We start from the raw sequence: 17,407 nt of genomic DNA, 5'->3' as shown, positions 1-17,407 counted from the left end.
AATATCATAATAATCTATCAATAAAATTTGCTTTGTCAGACACTTAAGTAATATAATTATCTGGAAAAACCTGTTACTGGGTAAGGAGGTCATCGCATTGTCAACCTATCATGCAGCAGCATGGATGGTGCCTGCAGAAAGCGGTTTAAAAAAGAAACATATTCAGAAGGTGCTCGCCCTTTTACCGGAGGACTGTGAACTGGTCCCGTTTGAGATTCATGGCAATAACTCCTCGGCTTATGGTTTTGCAACCATTGAGGTTATTGACGAAGAAGAAAACGGTCTGGAGACAATCATCGATTTGCTGGAACCGCTTGTTGAAGACTGGACGGAGGATTCTTCCGATTGCACATTAGACCTGCCGGGCGGAAAACAGATCTATATCGGCTGTGACTACCGTACAGTAATGATTAACGGAGTAGATCCGGAACAGCACAGTCATCATCATTAAAACCAACTTAAGAGTAACAAGATACAGATATGATGGAACAAAGTCAAGATCTTTAGTTAGGCTACGGAACTAATTGCTGAGCGGCTAAAGAAAAAAGGAGGAAATCTGATTCCTCCTCCTGTAGGATTTTATGTTAAAGACTTTCGCTTAAGCAATATATTCCTTCGGCATAACTGAACTGACGTTATCCGAGGGTGATTACTTTTTCAGCCTGGGCCATAATATCCATATTCAGGTACATGTTACCGATTTCGCCTACCTTGACCTGATCCTTAAGGTTGTAGAAATCCAGGCAGATGCCACAGGCGTAAAGGTTGACCCCTTTCTCGGCTAAACTCTTTAAAATGTTCAGAACCGGGGCATCTTCCGTGACCAGCTTGACGCCTTCGTGCAGAAATAAAATATGAGAGGGCAAATAGTCTCCCTCGCTCAGACTGTAGAGATAGGAATACATTAATTTTTCTCCTAGGATTTCTTCACCTTTACCGAAACCTTTACTTGTGACCAACAATACGTAACCCATAAAAAATGCTCCTTTCGATCCCCAATATTAATTATAAAAAACAAAAAGACAATAGCCATACATATTGAATTTTAAAATTTAACATGATCCCTGCGAACAAAAAATAATCATCAATTCATAGGGACAGCTTTGAGTGGAAGAATGTCATGCTGCTCCAAATACGCTTCAACGCCCTGCTGGTCGGAGCAGGCAATCTGGATCGCGAGCCCGCAGCCCTGGTTAATTGAGGGAGGGACCGGTATCAGGACAAAAGGCCAGCTACCGGAATTTAAAAGATCTTCCGCCTCAAGTGTTTGATGAACGGAACTGAAAACAAGGGCGACATGTTCCGAACTTGTCACATTGAACCTCCCAATATGGTGTTTAAAGCAGCCAATAACGCCACAATATCCGACTCTGTCTGTGAATAATTGATACTGATACGCAATGCTCCGTGATCAATAGTTCCGGCTGTTTGATGGGCTAAGGGGGCGCAATGTAGTCCGGAGCGGGTAACAATATCAAAGCGGCGATCCAACTCCAGAGCCACACTGTCAGGGGTATGATTCCGGAAAATACAGGATACCAGGCCGACTCTCGCATTGATGTCACGGGGCCCAAGAATTTGAATCTCCGGGATATGCTCCAATCCTTCAAGCAGGACAGCCATCAGTTGAAGTTCATGGCTGCGGATCTTAGAGAGGCCCTCATGCAATATGAACTCTACCGCAGCCCCGAGGGCCGCGATTCCCGGGATATTCCTTGTGCCGCTTTCCATCCCTTCCGGCCAAATATTCGGCTGTTCAAGATTCAGGGAATGAAGGCCTGTCCCTCCATAAATCAGAGGATTCAAAAAAAGCTCTGGCCTAGCATAGTATCCGCCAACCCCTTGCGGTCCCGACAGGCTCTTATGGCCGGTAAAGGCTAAAAAATCGATGTGCTGGTCTTCCACGTCAATCGGTATCACGCCAGCAGTCTGGGCAGCATCCACCATAAACAGACAATTATGCGCTTTAGCTATTTGCCCGAGTTGTTTGATCGGCAGAATCGTGCCCAGCACATTCGAAGCATGCGTAAAACAAAGCAAACGGGTATTGGGCCGAAAATTAGATTCCACAATAGCGGGATCCAAAAAACCCTCCCGGCTGCACGGAACAATTGTATAGAAAATTCCGCTCTTTTTGAGATATTCCAGCGGACGGACAACGGCATTGTGTTCAAGGGAGCTGATCAGAACATGATCCCCAGTCTGAAGAAGTCCATGAAGTCCCACATTGAGCGATTCGGTGATATTCTGTGTAAAAACAATTCTCTCAGTGCTTGCAATGCCAAATAAGCGGCTTAAAGCCTTTCTGGTATGAAGAAGCTCCCGCCCGGCGCGCAGAGAAGATTGATTGACACCGCGTCCGGCACTCCCTCCCTGACGCAGAACCCGGTCATGGGTTTCGTAGACCACCTCGGGTTTAGGCCAGGAAGTTGCGGCATTATCAAAATAAAGCAATTCCGTCTCCCCTTATCACATGGATTTAATATGACTTATTTTAGCATAGGGACATTGGATTTGCATCTTCTCCCGACAGAATCTGCTATCTCTAATTCCGATTAGTCCTACTGTCAAGTATTCAAGACATCAATTGATGCCCGAATTCAATAGTCAGTTATAATTCAATTGACGCTCAGGAAGTCAATCGATGTTCTGAACCTAATTGAATAATTATTAATCAAAGATAAACTGATACCAAACCATGATTCCCTGTTAGACATCATCAAGATCGCGGTCAGAGATGATGAAGAAAAGCATGGTCAAAGGACATGAGAGAGGGACCTTATGAAGAAATTTCAAACATTTTGGATTGCCGAAGAACATCAGGGTTTGACTGTCGAGCAGTATTTGAAAAGTATTGCACAATGTTCTGGCAGAAAAATCCAAAAGCTGACCAGAGCAGGCGGAGTACGTCTCAATAAAAGAAATGCTTATCTTCAGAAAAAGATAAAAAGCGGGGACATCTTGGATGTTCTCGTTTTGGAAGATCAGTCCTTTGGGGTTAAGCCTGAGCCGGGATTGATTGACATTTTGTTTGAAGATTCGGCACTTATTATTTTATATAAACCAGCCGGCATGTTGGTGCATCCAGCGGGGCAAACAACCGGCGGAACGCTGGCCAACTATCTAGCGGAGTACTTTCGGGGACATGGAGAGACAATTACCATCCGTCCTTTACACCGTCTGGACCGGGATACTACAGGCTGTGTGGTATTTGTCAAAGATGCACGAACCCAGTCTGAACTGGAAAAACAGTTACAGGATGGAAGACTGAAAAGAAAATATTATGCAGTGGTCGAGGGAAGAATTGAGCCGCCATCCGGTTCCGTTGACGCACCAATCGGATCGCACCCAACACTGCCGAATCGGCGGGCTGTTCGTGATCAGGGGGAGCGTGCGCTTACCCATTACAATACGATCAAGACTTTTAAGAATTATTCCCTGTTGGAGCTTACCCTTGAAACCGGAAGAACGCACCAGATCCGCGTTCATCTCTCCTCCCTTGGCCATCCTGTGCTTGGAGACAGAATGTACGGGAAGCGCTCCTCCCTGATACTCAGACAGGCCTTGCATGCCAGATCCGTCTCGTTTTGCCATCCCGTGGGCGGAAAGTTAATTGAAATACAGGCCCCTGTTCCGACTGATTTGGAAAACCTAATCAGCCATCTTTCTTTATAGTTTTTGGGGAGTGACTTTTACCACCACCAGGTTCTGTAACGGTATCTCGGCCTGTATGTGCCAATAAAAAGGGGAAGCCCCTATCTTGTCTATGATACCGGTCGTTTTGTTTCTTTATCTAAAAGGTAAAAAGGACAAAAAGGATTAAGATGTTTCAAAAATTATGTTAAGATGTTCCTAAGATCAAAAGAAAATTACTGAATGGGGGAGAAAAATGAAAAAGACAGCTATTGTATTAGGAATTATCCTGATTCTAATTATGATCATGGGAGGTTCTTTGATCGGCAGCTATAACAGCCTGGTGACTGCTGATGAAAATGTAAAAAGTAAGTGGAGCCAGGTCGAGAACCAGCTGCAGCGCAGAACGGACCTGATTCCAAATCTTGTGGCAACAGTCAAGGGATATGCTGCGCATGAAAATGAAGTATTTACCGCTATCGCGGATGCGCGTTCGAAACTGGCCGGAGCCCAGACAATCAATGAAAAAGTAGCAGCAGACGATGAACTGAGCAGTGCTTTGTCCAGATTACTGGTGATCGTTGAGAATTATCCGGATCTGAAAGCAAACCAGAACTTCATCGCCCTGCAGGATGAACTGGCCGGGACTGAGAACCGCCTGACAATCGCCCGTCAGGATTACAATGAGGCTGTTCAAACGTTTAATACTTCCATCAAGCGTTTCCCGAAAAATATTATTGCAGGGATGTTTAATTTTGAAAGCTACACTTACTACGAGGCTGAGGAAGGAGCAGAGAAGGCTCCGGTAGTAAACTTTGGCGAGTAGGAGAACAGAAATGGCAAAGAAACTCCTTTCCATATTCCTGGCTGTGTTTTTACTGACGGCAGGGGTTTGCCCTTCTCTGCTGGCATTGACACTGCCGGCCAAGCCGACAATGGATATTTATGTACAGGATTATGCCGGTATGCTGGCAGATGCAACAAAACAGGAAATTCTTAGAATTGCCGCTACTCTGGATGAAAAAACCTCAGCTCAAATTGCCGTTGTGACGGTGGATTCCCTGGAAGGCAGCACGGTTGAGGAGTATGCCAATAAACTGTTTCGGGCCTGGGGCATTGGAGATCAGGAAAAAAATAACGGTGTATTGTTCCTGATCAGCAAAGAGGACCGGAAGCGCAGAATCGAAGTGGGCTATGGTCTGGAAGGTAGGATTAATGATGCCAAAGCCGGTCGTTTCCTGGACCAGTCTACACCGTATTTCCAGGATGGGGACTACGACGGCGGCGTCTATCTGGTGTTTAATCTCCTGGTCGCTGAGATCTGCGAGGAGTATGGCATTGATGATCTAGGGGCATCGGAGGAATTAGCAGCCGAAGAATCATCAGGATTTGATTATGACTGGATTATCATCCTAATTGTGTTCATTGTCATTATTTACCTTAACAGTCGTAACAGAGGCAAGCGGAGCGGCAATTTTCGCGGCCCTTTTGGGGGAGGATTCGGAGGCGGATTTGGAGGAGGCTCTTCCGGCGGTGGTTTTGGTGGTGGCGGGTTCGGAGGGGGTTCTTCTGGGGGCGGTGGATCGTCCCGGGGGTGGTAGAGAAGTGTGCTAAAAGTGTTCGCACAAAGATCATATGAAATATTGTTAGCATGGGTAAGGGGATGCATAAAGTGGGAAAGATTTATAACGGCTTGACGGAACTTATCGGCGGCACGCCGCTGGTAAGACTTCATCATATCTCTGCTGGAATCAATGCGGAGGTAATTGCAAAGATTGAATCGTTCAATCCTGGTGGTAGCATTAAGGATAGGATTGCTTTAAATATGATTCTGGATGCCGAGAAAAAAGGCCTGATGACAAAGGACTCGGTGATTATTGAACCGACTAGCGGAAATACTGGTATTGGCCTGGCTTTTGTCGCAGCGGTCAAAGGGTACCGACTAATCCTGACCATGCCGGAAACAATGAGTGTAGAGAGGCGGAAGCTGCTTCAGGCTTACGGTGCTGAAGTCATCCTAACGTCAGGATCGGAAGGGATGACAGGTTCAATTAAAAAAGCAGCGGAGTTGGCTCAGGAAATCCCCGGATCCTTTATTCCCCAGCAGTTTGAAAATCAGGCCAACCCTCAAATCCATCGGGAGACGACGGCTGAGGAAATCTGGGCCGATACAGATGGCAAAATAGACATTCTGGTTGCCGGAGTTGGAACAGGAGGTACACTTACAGGCATAGGAGAAGTCCTGAAGGTGCGTAAGCCTGAACTAAAGGTGATCGCAGTCGAACCTCAAGGCTCTCCGGTTCTCTCAGGGGGCAGGCCGGGTCCCCACAACCTTCAGGGAATTGGAGCAGGGTTTGTTCCCGGAGTTTTAAACCTTGACCTCATTGATGAAATATTCCAGGTGACGGATCAAGAAGCGTATCAGACGGGCAGAGAACTGGTGAAAAAAGAGGGAATGCTGGTCGGGATTTCCGCCGGTGCAGCCGCTTTTGCCGCCTTGGAAGTTGCCAAACGTCCAGAAAATGAAGGAAAAATGATTGTGGTCATTCTTCCGGATACCGGTGAAAGGTATGTAAGTACTGAAATGTTTCAGGATAAATAAATATAATTGCAAACCAGAAACATATGAACATATGAGCAATCTAAAATATTTAAGGGGAGAAACAATATGAGCAAAAATAACTGGAAATTTGATACGTTGCAGGTTCATGCCGGTCAGGTGCCTGATCCGGTAACAGGTTCCAGAGCCGTGCCCATTTATCAGACGACTTCGTATGTATTTAAGGATACGGATCATGCGGCTAAATTATTCAGCCTGGAGGAATCCGGCAATATCTATACCCGGATGATGAATCCGACGACGGAGGTCCTGGAAAAGAGGATTGCAGCGCTGGAGGGCGGAGCTGCCGCGATTGCAACAGCATCCGGATCGGCCGCTGTCACGTATGCCATCTTAAATATTGCCGGCGCTGGCGATGAGATTGTATCTGCGAATACGTTGTATGGCGGAACCTATAATTTGTTTTCAACGACGCTGGCCAGACTTGGTTTAAAAACCACGTTCGTGAATCCCGATGAGCCGGAAAATTTCCAGACTGCCATCACGAAAAAAACAAAAGCCATCTATATAGAAGCCCTTGGCAATCCGGGCATCAACATTGTCGATATTGAGACTGTGGCTCAAATCGCGCATGAAAATGGTATCCCGCTGATTATCGATAGTACATTTGCATCACCTTACCTTCTCAAGCCGATCGAATTCGGCGCGGATATTGTTGTGCATTCCGCAACGAAGTTTATTGGCGGACATGGTACAACAATCGGAGGACTGATCATTGATTCCGGAAAATTTGATTGGTCGGCAAGCGGTAAATTTCCGGGGATGATCGAACCTGATCCAAGCTACCATGGCTTAAAATACTTTGAAGCACTTGGACCGTTGGCCTATATTTCCAAAATCCGGCTGCAGCTGATCCGGGATACGGGAGCAACGATCAGCCCGTTTAATTCATTCCTTTTGCTTCAGGGACTTGAGACTCTGTCTCTCCGGGTCAGACAGCATGTGGAGAACACCAGGAAAGTTGTTGATTTCCTCCAGAGTCATCCGCGTGTCTCCTGGGTCAATTACCCCGAACTTGAAGGAAACAAATACCATGACTTAGCTAAAAAATACTTTCCCAAAGGAAGTGGTTCGATTTTTACTTTTGGGATTAAGGGCGGTATCGAAGAAGGCAAAAAGTTTATCAATAACCTGGAGCTGTTCTCTTTACTCGCTAATGTCGCCGATGCTAAATCTCTTGTTATTCATCCGGCTAGCACGACTCATGCCCAACTGTCTGAGCAAGAACAGCTTGCTTCCGGCGTGACGCCGGATATGATCAGATTGTCCATCGGTATTGAGGATGCCGAAGACATTATTGCCGATCTGAAGCAGGCACTTGATAAAATCTGAGTGAGCCATAAAGTATTATGTATATGGGACGTAATCTAAGCACTCTTCGGCAAATAGCGCCTTTCTGGCGCTATTTAGCCCTGCTTCACATCCATGTTACGCTTGGGCACGGTTAGATTATATCCCGTTTATATTTTTAGAAGTGATAGATGGTTTCTAGGGTAAGTTAGTCAGGCAAAGATGCATATTGATTCGAAACAAGACCGGCTGATTTCAGGCAGAAGTGAATAAAAGTTTCTGCCCAGGGAGACAGGGTTCTTTTTTTATGGTGGGCAAAATAGAACATTCTTTTCTCGGGCAGTTCAGCAAGTTCATAGGCATTGATCTGTCTGCTTTTGACATAATCCAGAGCGGCTATGCCTGAAATGATTGAGATGCCAATCCCTTCCCTGACACTTTCTTTAAGAGCTTCGAGGTTGTCGCAGTAGCCGGCAACCTGCAAGTCGGAAAGCGTAATACCTGATGTATGCAGCATTTGAACGACATTTGCCTGGGTGCCCGAATCTGACTTCCGAAAAATAAAAGGGTAATCCACCAGTTCAGTAATGGAAATATGATTGTTTAAATGAATGCTGCTGGGTGTGATTAAGACCAGCTTTTCTTGCAGAAAAGGAATAAAAGTTAACTGATCCTCGTGGTATTGTTTACCCAGCACGCCGATTTCGACATCCCCGTTCAACAGCTTGGCTGCAACAATTTCTGAACCGCTTTGGTTAAGGACAAATTGAATTCCTTTATACTCCCCTAAGAATTTGGCCAATAAAGTCGGAATTGCATATTTAGCCGGAACACTACTGGCTGCAATATGCAGATGACCATCAATTTTTGCAGTCCAACCTTTCATTTCCCACAGTGCCCTGTCTTTTACATTGAGTATTTCCCTGGCCCATGGATATAATTTCTCCCCAAAAGGTGTTAAAACAATTTCCTTTCCAAGCCGGTCAAACAGTTTTTGACCAAAGTAGTGCTCCAGATTGCTTATATGCGTACTGACCGTCGACTGGCTTAAAAAAAGACTTTGAGCAGCCTTAGAAAAGCTGTTTTTTTCCGCCACTTGTGTAAAAATCTCCAATTGATGCAATAACATGAAATTCACTCCCTACAGATAGGATAGGCTGTTAGTCTTTGCTTTATCCGTTAGTCCGTTAACGTTAATAATTTTATATTATCGTTATTATCGATAGATATCAATCCTATTTGGAGATAAAAAGTATTTCAAGAAAGATCTGACGCTTGCTATAATAAAGTAATTTAAAAGCTTAAAGCAGAGGGAATTAATGCTTAATCAATTATTGAAAAGTATGCTGGAGGCCCGAAATGAAATGGACAGTGGGTATCGACATCGGATCCGTATCAACCAAAGCAGTTCTTTTTAATGGAGAACAGGTTGATTCAAAAATTATCCCGAGCGGCTGGAGCCCTTCCCAGGCAGGGCAGGAGGTTCTGGAGCGTCTGCTGAAGCCGCAGGAACTGACCCGTGATGATATTAGCTTGCTTGTCGGTACAGGCTATGGTCGTATTCAACAGGGAATGTTTGATAAAACGTTTAGTGAGATTACCTGCCATGCCCGCGGCGTACATTATCTGTTGCCGGAAGCCTGCGGGCTGATTGATATCGGCGGTCAGGACAGCAAGGTGATTGGCTTTGGCGAAAAGGGCAAAGTTGAAGACTTTGTGCTTAACGACAAATGCGCGGCCGGGACCGGAAGGTTTTTGCAAGTAACCGCCCAAACACTGGGTCTGGAGGTTTCGCAGTTATCCGATCTCGCCGAAGATGCCGATCCGGCTGACATCAACAGTATGTGCGCGGTATTTGCCGAATCAGAAATCATCGGTTTGCTGGCGCAGGGCATTACTATCGAAAGTATTGTCGCCGGTTTGTTAAAGTCCATAGCGAAACGTATCAGCGTGATGGCTGGGAAGATCCATTTTCAGGATACCATTGCTTTTTGCGGCGGGGTAGCTCAGAACCAGGTGCTTAAAAACCTGCTTAGTCAGGAAATAGGATGCAGGCTAGCTGTGCCGCCAAGTCCTCAGGCTGTAGGGGCTTTGGGAGCTGCAATCCTGGGCTATGAATTATAAAAGAGGAGGAACAAGAAAAATGCGAGCTCAAACAATGGCTTACTTTGACCAGCTGATCCCTAGTGGGATGGTCATGGCCAAGGAGGCCAAGGAACAAGGCAGAAATGTAGTAGGGTATTATTGTGTATTTTCCCCGATAGAACTCATCGAGGCTGCAGGGGCAGTGCCAGTTGGGCTTTGTGCAACCAAACAGGAACCGATAGCCGAGGCGGAAAAAGTGCTGCCGCGTAATCTCTGTCCACTGGTCAAATCCAGTTACGGCTTTGCTGTGAGCGGGAAATGCCCTTTTTTCCATTTCGCAGACATCGTCCTGGCCGAAACGACCTGCGACGGTAAGAAAAAAATGTACGAACTTTTGGCTGAGCATAAGCCGATGATCGTGCTGGATATTCCGAATAGCTCCAATCTGGAAGACAGACAGGCCCATTGGGTCAAACAAATTTACCGAGCCAGGGATTATTTTGAAAAGAATTTAGATGTCAAGATCAGCAAAGAAAAACTTGCTGAGGTCATCAGGACCTACAACGAGGAAAGAAAGCTTTTAATGGAACTGGTTAGTCTCAATAAATTGCATCCGACTCCGATTTCAGGTACAGACCTGCTGAAGGTGCTGTGGGGAAGAAGCTTCCAGTTCAAACGCGATGAATACACTGCAAAGGTCAAGGAACTGATTGCTGAACTAAAAGAAATGACAGCAAAAGGTGAAGGTGCCTCCCAGCCTTCCGGCAAACGGATACTCATCACAGGCTGTCCGACGGGTACCGGACAGGAAAAAGTTATGCAGGTCATTGAAGAAGCAGGCGGAGCGATTGTACTGCAGGAATCCTGCAGCGGCATTAAAGGTCTGGTTGATCTTGTTTCCGAGGAAATGGATCCGTTTGAAGCCTTGGCTGAAAAATACAGCAAGATCCCGTGCTCCTGCAGTTCGCCGAATACTGGTCGCTTTGAACTGCTGAGCAGACTGGTTCAGGAATACAAAGTGGACGGGGTAGTGGATATCACCCTGCAAGCCTGCCATACGTACAATATTGAGTCTTATTCAATCAAGGAACATTTGAAAAAGAACCATAACATTCCACTTCTGCAGATCGAAACAGACTACAGCGACGCTGACCGCCAGCAAATTAAGCTCAGAGTGGATGCATTCCTGGAAATGCTGTAGAACAGCAAGTTCTTTTCAATTACCGCTAATTAATGAAACCCACTTTCGCCTGCGAATATAGATCATCGTAGGGGAAAGTGGGTTTGTTTTTGAACCGTCAATTGAAATCTGATACAATTGAAACACTGGGCAACTCCAAGCGATGATTTTCACGATATTGACATATTATCGGCAGCATATTATGATAATGTTACCCCTCCCCATGCGGGAGGGGTAAGGAGGTGCTAAATTGAACATCCAAAAAAAGCAAGCGCTGCAGGCTCTAAAAACGGCTCAAGGTCAAATTGAAGCAACCATTAAAATGATTGAAGGAGAAAGATATTGCGTCGATGTATCCAATCAAATATTTGCAACGCAATCCCTCTTGAAAAAAGCAAATCTGCTGATCCTCAAACAGCACATGGAGCACTGTGTAACCGAAGCCTTCGAGCAAGGTAACGGCAGGGAAAAAATTGACGAGATTATCCAGATCTTAGCTAAGGTAACAAATAAATAGAACAAAATTATTTGGAGTAAATGAAGAAAGCTAGGCTGAAAGGAGGGAATATGATGGCGAAAAAGTCGCTGAAAATAGAAGGCATGACCTGCGCAGCCTGTGCAAAGGCTGTCGAAAGGGCAGTGCGGAAACTGCACGGAGTTGAAGAGGCCAGTGTCAACCTGGCTACAGAGAGACTGACCATCCGTTATGAGCCTTCCATACTGCGCGTTTCAGATTTCAAAAAGGCAGTTGCAAAAGCCGGATACAGGGCTTTGGAAGAAGATACAAAGATTGATGAAGATAAGGTGAGAAAAGAAAGAGAAAGAATGGTTCTCTGGCAGAAGTTTGTCCTGTCTGCAATCTTTACTGTTCCGCTGTTGATCGTCACGATGGGGCATATGTTTGGTAACGCGATTGGTTTTCATTTGCCGAAGATCATTGATCCGATGATGAATCCTTTGAACTTCGCGCTGGTTCAGCTGATTCTCATCCTGCCTGTTATTGTCACAGGTTATAAATTTTTTACAGTTGGCTTTAAAACGTTGTTCAAGGGAAGCCCGAATATGGACTCCCTGATTGCGATCGGCACTTCAGCAGGATTTCTTTATGGGGTGTTTGCAGTTTCCCGGATTATCATAGGAAATGCGGAATATGCTAATCATCTGTACTTTGAAGCGGCAGGGGTCATTCTGACGTTGATTACGTTGGGGAAATACCTGGAATCCGTGACGAAGGGCAAAACCTCGGAAACGATTAAAAAGTTGATGGGGCTTACACCGAAGACGGCCATCATTATCCGGGATGGAAAAGAAATTGAGATCCCGATCGAAGAGGTTGAGGCCGGTGATATTATCTTTGTGAAACCGGGAGAGAAAATGCCTGTTGACGGTAATGTCGTTGAAGGGACTACTTCCGTGGATGAATCAATGCTTACCGGTGAAAGTATACCGGTGGAAAAGAATCCAGGTGATGCGATCATCGGGGCTAGCATTAATAAAAACGGAACCATCAAATATGTAGCGACCAAAGTTGGGAAGGACACGATTCTCGCGCAGATCATCAAATTAGTTGAGGAAGCACAGGGTTCCAAAGCGCCGATTGCCAAGCTGGCCGATGTGATTTCCGGTTACTTTGTGCCGGCGGTGATGGGGATTGCTCTTCTTTCAGCTTTAGGCTGGTATTTTATCGGAGGGCAGTCTACGGTTTTCGTGCTGACCATCTTTATCTCCGTACTCGTTATTGCCTGCCCCTGTGCCCTAGGGCTGGCCACACCAACCGCGATTATGGTCGGAACAGGCAAAGGCGCCGAATACGGGGTTTTGATCAAAAGCGGGGTGGCGTTAGAAACCACACATAAAATTAATACCATCATTTTTGATAAAACCGGTACGATCACGGAAGGAAAACCCAAAGTCACAGACGTTATTACTGCTGATGGGATCAGTCAAAACGATCTTCTGCAGCTTGCCGCTTCAGCCGAAAAAGGATCGGAGCATCCGCTTGGAGAAGCAATTGTTAAGGAAGCTGAGGACAAAGGTCTGACTTTTAAGAAACCTGATACATTTAGAGCAATTCCCGGCCAAGGAATTGAAGTTCAGATTGAAGGCCGGGATGTGCTGCTTGGCAACAGAAGATTGACGGATGAAAGAGAAATAGTCCTTAGCCACTTCGAAGAAGTCTCGCAGCAATTGGCCGGAGAAGGTAAGACCCCAATGTATATTGCGATTGACAACACCATTGCGGGGATCATCGCCGTGGCCGATACGATAAAGGATAACAGCAGCAGGGCGATTGAGGTCCTCCATAAAATGGGTATCGAAGTTGCCATGATTACCGGTGACAACAGAAAAACGGCCGAGGCCATCGCGAAACTCGTTGGGATCGACAGAACGCTGGCTGAAGTCCTACCTCAGGATAAGGCAAACGAAGTGAAGAAACTTCAACAGGAAGGCAGGAAGGTCGCCATGGTTGGCGACGGCATCAACGACGCTCCAGCCCTCGCCCAGGCAGATATCGGGATAGCTATCGGTTCAGGTACGGACGTTGCGATGGAATCCGCGGATATTATTCTGATGCGAAGCGACCTGCTCGATGTTCCGGCTGCGATCCAGTTAAGCAAAAATACAATCAGAAATATTAAACAAAATTTATTTTGGGCGTTTGGTTACAATATCCTTGGTATTCCTATTGCGATGGGAATCCTGTATATCTTTGGAGGCCCCCTGCTGAATCCGGCCATCGCCGCCGCTGTTATGAGCTTCAGTTCGGTATCGGTATTGCTGAATGCACTGAGGCTAAAACGGTTCAGGCCGGTAAGATAACTCAATTAATCTACGAGGAGTGTAAAATATGAAAAAGAAAATTGCAATCGAAGGTATGAGCTGCAGCCACTGTGTCAGTCATGTAAAAGAGGCCTTAAGTGAATTCGAAGGTGTAATAGAGGTCAATGTTAATTTGGAGTCCAAGACGGCCATACTGGAATCATTAAGTGACATTGAAGATGAGGCAATTAAATCTGCGGTTGAGGATGCCGGTTACGAAGTCGTAGGAATCGAGGTTTTATAATCAATGCAAAATCAGTTCTCTCGTACGGCATTATTGATTGGTCAGGAAGGGCTGTCAAAGCTTCAGAGCAGCAAAGTGACTATTTTTGGGTTGGGCGGGGTTGGCTCCTATACGGCTGAAGCCCTGGCCAGAGCTGGTATAGGTTTCTTTAAGCTTGTGGATTTTGATGAGATTTGCCTGACAAATATTAACCGGCAGCTTCACGCCCTGCACTCGACGATTGGCAAAGCCAAGGTTGAGGTAATGAAACAAAGGATACTGGATATCAACCCCAGCGCAAAAATAGAAACCTTTCAGTTCTTTTATCAAGAGGAAGGAGCTGAAGTTTTCTTTGCCGAGAAACCGGATTATGTGGTTGATGCAATCGATACGGTAAAAAGCAAAGTAAGTCTGGCCAAAGAATGTCACCGGAGAGGAATTCCACTCATTTCGTGTATGGGAGCCGGCAATCGTTTGGATGCACTCAGTTTTCGCGTCGCCGATATATCCAAAACAAGCGGCTGCCCTTTAGCCAAAGCAGTACGCAAACTTTTGAAACAGGTAGGTATCACGCAGGGGCTTAAAGTCGTCTTTTCTCCGGAACCTGCTTTGAAGCCCTTGGAACAGGAAACGAGCTGTGAGTCCAATTGTATTTGCCCCGGCAGTATATCTTACGTTCCGTCTGTAGCCGGTCTACTGATGGCAGGGGAAGTCGTTAAGGATATTATCAAGGAAAATTTTAATCGGGATTAAAATAGCCCTATTTTGGGAATGATGATTGAAAATTGTTGGTTTCACGGTGAATATGGAGCCAAGAATGACTTGACGAACAAGAACAAGTAGTTGTATTATACAACTAAGGAGAGGTACCAATGAAAAACAACCACCAATTGCTTTGTCTGATTGCTGAAATGACCAAAGCGTCCAGATGCTGCCAGCAGGATGCGATCCTCGGCGGGTGTGTTACGTTTACCCAGTTTTATATTTTGGACCTCGTAGGAAGCTATGGCACCATGCAGCTTTCAGACTTACACCCGTTACTTGGCGTCGAAAAAAGTACCTCAACGAGACTGATTGAACCCCTCGTCCAGCAGGGGCTGATTATCAAGCAAAGGTCTGAAATTGATTGCAGGGCCATAAATCTGGTCCTGACAGGCGAAGGTCAGAAAACGAAGGCCGATTTATGGAAACGCGTTGATCTCTTTTTAAGAAAACTATCGGCGGAAATCCCGGAAGAAAAGCAAGAAGAGGTTTACGAGAACGCGTGGATATTTCTCAAAGCGGTGAAAAGAGTTCTTAATCAAACTTGCTTTGAAGTGAATATGATGCCTTAGGGGTTTCCCGGTGAGAGGAGGTGTACACAAATGTTTACAAAACATTGGATGTTGCGTGAAACCGCTCATTGCAAAGAAGGCTGCATAATTTAGTCCTGGGGAAGACGGTAAACTCCCTGGAAGAGTCCGTTAATCGGGCTCTTTTTTCAGTGTGTGCGCTTGGCAGTTATGAATCTAATCATCTGAGTCCTATTAAAACCATAGAAATTATGGTATATTAAGCTGAAGAGAATGTCATACATACAGGTTAATATACGTACAGATAACCAAAAGAGGCTTATTAATGAATTACAAAGATAAACTTGTTCTGCTGAGAAAAGAACTCAAGAATATGGACAGGGTGATGATTGCCTTTTCCGGAGGAGTGGACAGCACTTTCTTAGTGAAAGTCTCCGGAGATGTTCTTGGCAAAAATGCGATTGCCGTCACGGCCAAGTCTTTTGCTTTCCCGGAGAGAGAGCTTCGGGATGCTGTGCAGTTTTGCCGGCAGGAAGGGATTAGTCATTTGATGATTGAATCCAAAGAGCTCGATGATCCTGAATTCAGTAAAAATCCTTTCAACCGCTGTTATCTCTGTAAAAAACAATTGTTCAGCAAAATATTGGGAATAGCGGCTGAATACGGCGTAAAATATATCGTGGAAGGATCCAATGTGGATGATTTAAGCGATTATCGTCCGGGAAGGCAGGCTTTAGAAGAGTTGGGTATAAAGAGTCCGCTGCTCCAGGCAGGGCTGACGAAAGAAGAAATACGCCTTCTCTCCAAAGAATATGGCTTGGCAACCTGGGATAAACCCTCATTTGCCTGTTTGTCTTCCAGAATTCCCTATGGCCAAGAGATCAACGAAAAGAAACTAAAGATGATTGATTTGGCGGAACAGTATTTACACGATTTGGGATTCCGTCAAGTCAGGGTGCGCCACCATGGTGATATTGCCCGAATCGAGGTATCCCCGCAAGAGAATACAAAGATAGTCCAATCGAATTTAGCACAGAAGATCTATAAGACATTTGCTGATATCGGATTTACTTATACAACACTTGACCTGAAGGGTTACCGTAGCGGCAGCATGAATGAAAAGATCAATACAAGCAGTTGAAGATAAACTCTGCAAGAGCAGAATCTAATGACGAACCTAACCCATTGCCGTGTTATAGCAGCAAAGTCCGAACGGTTGGGCAGGAAGTCAATATGGGGTGGGAAGACCATCTGCTTATTCAAAATTAAGTATCCGGGGGAATCATTATGATGGAAAATGGTAATACACAACTAAATCAACTTGTTTCGCGTATTGTCTCCAGCTATCAGGAACAACCCAATTCCTACAACCAGCTGTCTTGTCAGCTTCCGAACAGGGATGCTATCATCGAGATTATTCATCTCTTGCGGCAGCTTTTATTCCCGGGGTATTTTGGCAAGCAAAACCTGACTGAAAGCACTTTGGAATATCATATTGGAAACCTGCTGATCGAGATCAACGAAAAACTGAATCAACAGGTAACCCGTGCGCTCAGGCATCAACATGACAATAAGGCATCTTACGATGATATAGAAATTCATGAAAAGACAGAAGAGATATGCTCGCATTTCTTGAGGAAAATCCCGGAAATAAGGGAATATCTGGCCCTGGATGTACAGGCTGCTTTTGACGGAGACCCGGCTGCTGATGATAAAGCGCTTGTAATTTTTGCATATCCAGGCCTTTTGGCAGTCAGTATTTACCGGCTCGCGCACGAGCTTTACCTGCTCTCTGTTCCGTTGATCCCGAGGATAATGACTGAATTTGCCCATAACGAGACTGGAATTGACATTCACGCAGGTGCCAAGATCGGCAAATATTTCTTCATTGACCATGGTACGGGCGTGGTTATTGGTGAAACTACGATTATTGGCGATAATGTTAAGATCTATCAGGGTGTAACGCTAGGAGCCCTATCCACCAGAGGCGGGCAAAGCCTTCGCAGCCAAAAGCGCCATCCGACAATTGAAGATGATGTGACTGTCTATTCCGGAGCCTCAATATTTGGCGGGGAAACGATCATCGGAAAAGGTTCGGTCATTGGCAGTAACGTGTTTATTACCCAATCTGTCCCGCCTGGAACCAGGGTAATCATCAAAAACCCAGATCTGATCTTTAAGGGGCAGGAAACGAAAAAAGATAAGATGGAACTGACAAACGAACTGAGCCTGGAGACTTGATGAAAATAGCTAAAGAGGTGCTG

The 17,407-nt window shown here is 45.5% G+C and carries 19 protein-coding genes; 15 read left to right on the top strand and 4 right to left on the bottom strand.

The genetic code is table 11. The features are described from left to right. Positions 1-97: 97 nt before the first annotated feature. Positions 98-451 (top strand): hypothetical protein, encoded by a 354-nt coding sequence (locus C1I38_RS12360; protein ID WP_119775010.1) that lies wholly within the window; start codon positions 98-100, stop codon positions 449-451. Between the two features lie 184 nt (positions 452-635). Here the strand turns inward: C1I38_RS12360 and yedF are convergent, their stop codons facing one another. The 3 genes from yedF to C1I38_RS12345 form a co-directional block, all read right to left on the bottom strand. Continuing rightward, a complete protein-coding gene (gene yedF, locus C1I38_RS12355) occupies positions 636-974 on the bottom strand; it encodes a sulfurtransferase-like selenium metabolism protein YedF (RefSeq protein ID WP_119775011.1) in 339 nt (112 codons plus the stop codon). Positions 975-1,084: 110 nt separating this feature from the next. Next, positions 1,085-1,315, bottom strand: a complete 231-nt coding sequence (locus C1I38_RS12350) for a DUF3343 domain-containing protein (RefSeq protein WP_083916708.1) — start codon at positions 1,313-1,315, stop codon at positions 1,085-1,087. Beyond that, positions 1,312-2,454, bottom strand: coding sequence for an aminotransferase class V-fold PLP-dependent enzyme (locus tag C1I38_RS12345; RefSeq protein ID WP_119775012.1), 1,143 nt, complete (start codon positions 2,452-2,454; stop codon positions 1,312-1,314). Before C1I38_RS12345 ends, C1I38_RS12350 begins: the two co-directional genes overlap by 4 nt. A 327-nt stretch (positions 2,455-2,781) precedes the next feature. On the opposite strand from C1I38_RS12345, the gene C1I38_RS12340 reads away from it, so the two are divergent. From C1I38_RS12340 to C1I38_RS12320, 5 genes are all read left to right on the top strand, one after another. Further along, positions 2,782-3,675, top strand: a complete 894-nt coding sequence (locus tag C1I38_RS12340) for an RluA family pseudouridine synthase (RefSeq protein ID WP_119775013.1) — start codon at positions 2,782-2,784, stop codon at positions 3,673-3,675. Between the two features lie 214 nt (positions 3,676-3,889). Continuing rightward, entirely contained in the window at positions 3,890-4,459 is a 570-nt protein-coding gene (locus C1I38_RS12335; protein ID WP_119775014.1) for a LemA family protein, read from the top strand. A gap of 10 nt (positions 4,460-4,469) precedes the next feature. Further along, complete coding sequence (locus tag C1I38_RS12330; RefSeq protein WP_119775015.1) at positions 4,470-5,234, top strand: TPM domain-containing protein; 765 nt, start codon at positions 4,470-4,472, stop codon at positions 5,232-5,234. 71 nt (positions 5,235-5,305) lie between these two features. Next, positions 5,306-6,235 carry a cysteine synthase A gene (cysK, locus tag C1I38_RS12325; protein ID WP_119775016.1) on the top strand — a complete coding sequence of 310 codons (930 nt, stop codon included), beginning with the start codon at positions 5,306-5,308 and terminating at the stop codon, positions 6,233-6,235. Between the two features lie 66 nt (positions 6,236-6,301). Next, the gene (locus tag C1I38_RS12320) at positions 6,302-7,585 is read left to right on the top strand and encodes a homocysteine synthase (RefSeq protein WP_119775017.1); all 1,284 of its coding nucleotides are present in this window, start codon (positions 6,302-6,304) and stop codon (positions 7,583-7,585) included. Positions 7,586-7,751: 166 nt separating this feature from the next. On the opposite strand, the gene C1I38_RS12315 is transcribed toward C1I38_RS12320, so the two are convergent. Beyond that, positions 7,752-8,672 carry a selenium metabolism-associated LysR family transcriptional regulator gene (locus tag C1I38_RS12315; RefSeq protein WP_119775018.1) on the bottom strand — a complete coding sequence of 307 codons (921 nt, stop codon included), beginning with the start codon at positions 8,670-8,672 and terminating at the stop codon, positions 7,752-7,754. A 230-nt stretch (positions 8,673-8,902) separates the two neighbouring features. Here C1I38_RS12315 and C1I38_RS12310 point away from each other — a divergent pair, with 230 nt between their 5' ends. The 9 genes from C1I38_RS12310 to epsC all read left to right on the top strand — a co-directional run bounded on the left by C1I38_RS12310 (position 8,903) and on the right by epsC (position 17,384). Next, positions 8,903-9,667 carry an acyl-CoA dehydratase activase gene (locus tag C1I38_RS12310; protein WP_119775019.1) on the top strand — a complete coding sequence of 255 codons (765 nt, stop codon included), beginning with the start codon at positions 8,903-8,905 and terminating at the stop codon, positions 9,665-9,667. Positions 9,668-9,686: 19 nt separating this feature from the next. Further along, complete coding sequence (locus C1I38_RS12305) at positions 9,687-10,829, top strand: double-cubane-cluster-containing anaerobic reductase (RefSeq protein ID WP_119775020.1); 1,143 nt, start codon at positions 9,687-9,689, stop codon at positions 10,827-10,829. A gap of 229 nt (positions 10,830-11,058) precedes the next feature. Continuing rightward, positions 11,059-11,325: a metal-sensing transcriptional repressor gene (locus C1I38_RS12300; RefSeq protein WP_020491146.1), complete on the top strand. Its 267-nt coding sequence runs from the start codon at positions 11,059-11,061 to the stop codon at positions 11,323-11,325. Between the two features lie 53 nt (positions 11,326-11,378). Further along, positions 11,379-13,628, top strand: a complete 2,250-nt coding sequence (locus C1I38_RS12295) for a heavy metal translocating P-type ATPase (protein WP_243109314.1) — start codon at positions 11,379-11,381, stop codon at positions 13,626-13,628. 28 nt (positions 13,629-13,656) lie between these two features. Beyond that, positions 13,657-13,872, top strand: a complete 216-nt coding sequence (locus C1I38_RS12290; protein WP_119775022.1) for a heavy metal-associated domain-containing protein — start codon at positions 13,657-13,659, stop codon at positions 13,870-13,872. Between the two features lie 3 nt (positions 13,873-13,875). Next, positions 13,876-14,604: a tRNA threonylcarbamoyladenosine dehydratase gene (locus tag C1I38_RS12285; RefSeq protein WP_119775023.1), complete on the top strand. Its 729-nt coding sequence runs from the start codon at positions 13,876-13,878 to the stop codon at positions 14,602-14,604. Positions 14,605-14,723: 119 nt separating this feature from the next. Then, a complete protein-coding gene (locus tag C1I38_RS12280) occupies positions 14,724-15,185 on the top strand; it encodes a MarR family transcriptional regulator (RefSeq protein ID WP_119775024.1) in 462 nt (153 codons plus the stop codon). A gap of 283 nt (positions 15,186-15,468) precedes the next feature. Next, on the top strand, positions 15,469-16,284 hold the full coding sequence (gene larE / locus C1I38_RS12275) for an ATP-dependent sacrificial sulfur transferase LarE (protein ID WP_119775025.1): 816 nt from the start codon (positions 15,469-15,471) through the stop codon (positions 16,282-16,284). 146 nt (positions 16,285-16,430) lie between these two features. Continuing rightward, a complete protein-coding gene (gene epsC, locus C1I38_RS12270; protein WP_119775026.1) occupies positions 16,431-17,384 on the top strand; it encodes a serine O-acetyltransferase EpsC in 954 nt (317 codons plus the stop codon). The last annotated feature ends 23 nt before the right edge of the window (positions 17,385-17,407 follow it).

The sequence above is a fragment of the Dehalobacter sp. 12DCB1 genome (assembly GCF_004343605.1).
Taxonomy (GTDB): domain Bacteria; phylum Bacillota; class Desulfitobacteriia; order Desulfitobacteriales; family Syntrophobotulaceae; genus Dehalobacter.
The sequence above is the reverse complement of the archived record's forward strand: the minus strand, read 5'-3'. Positions and strand labels throughout refer to the sequence as shown.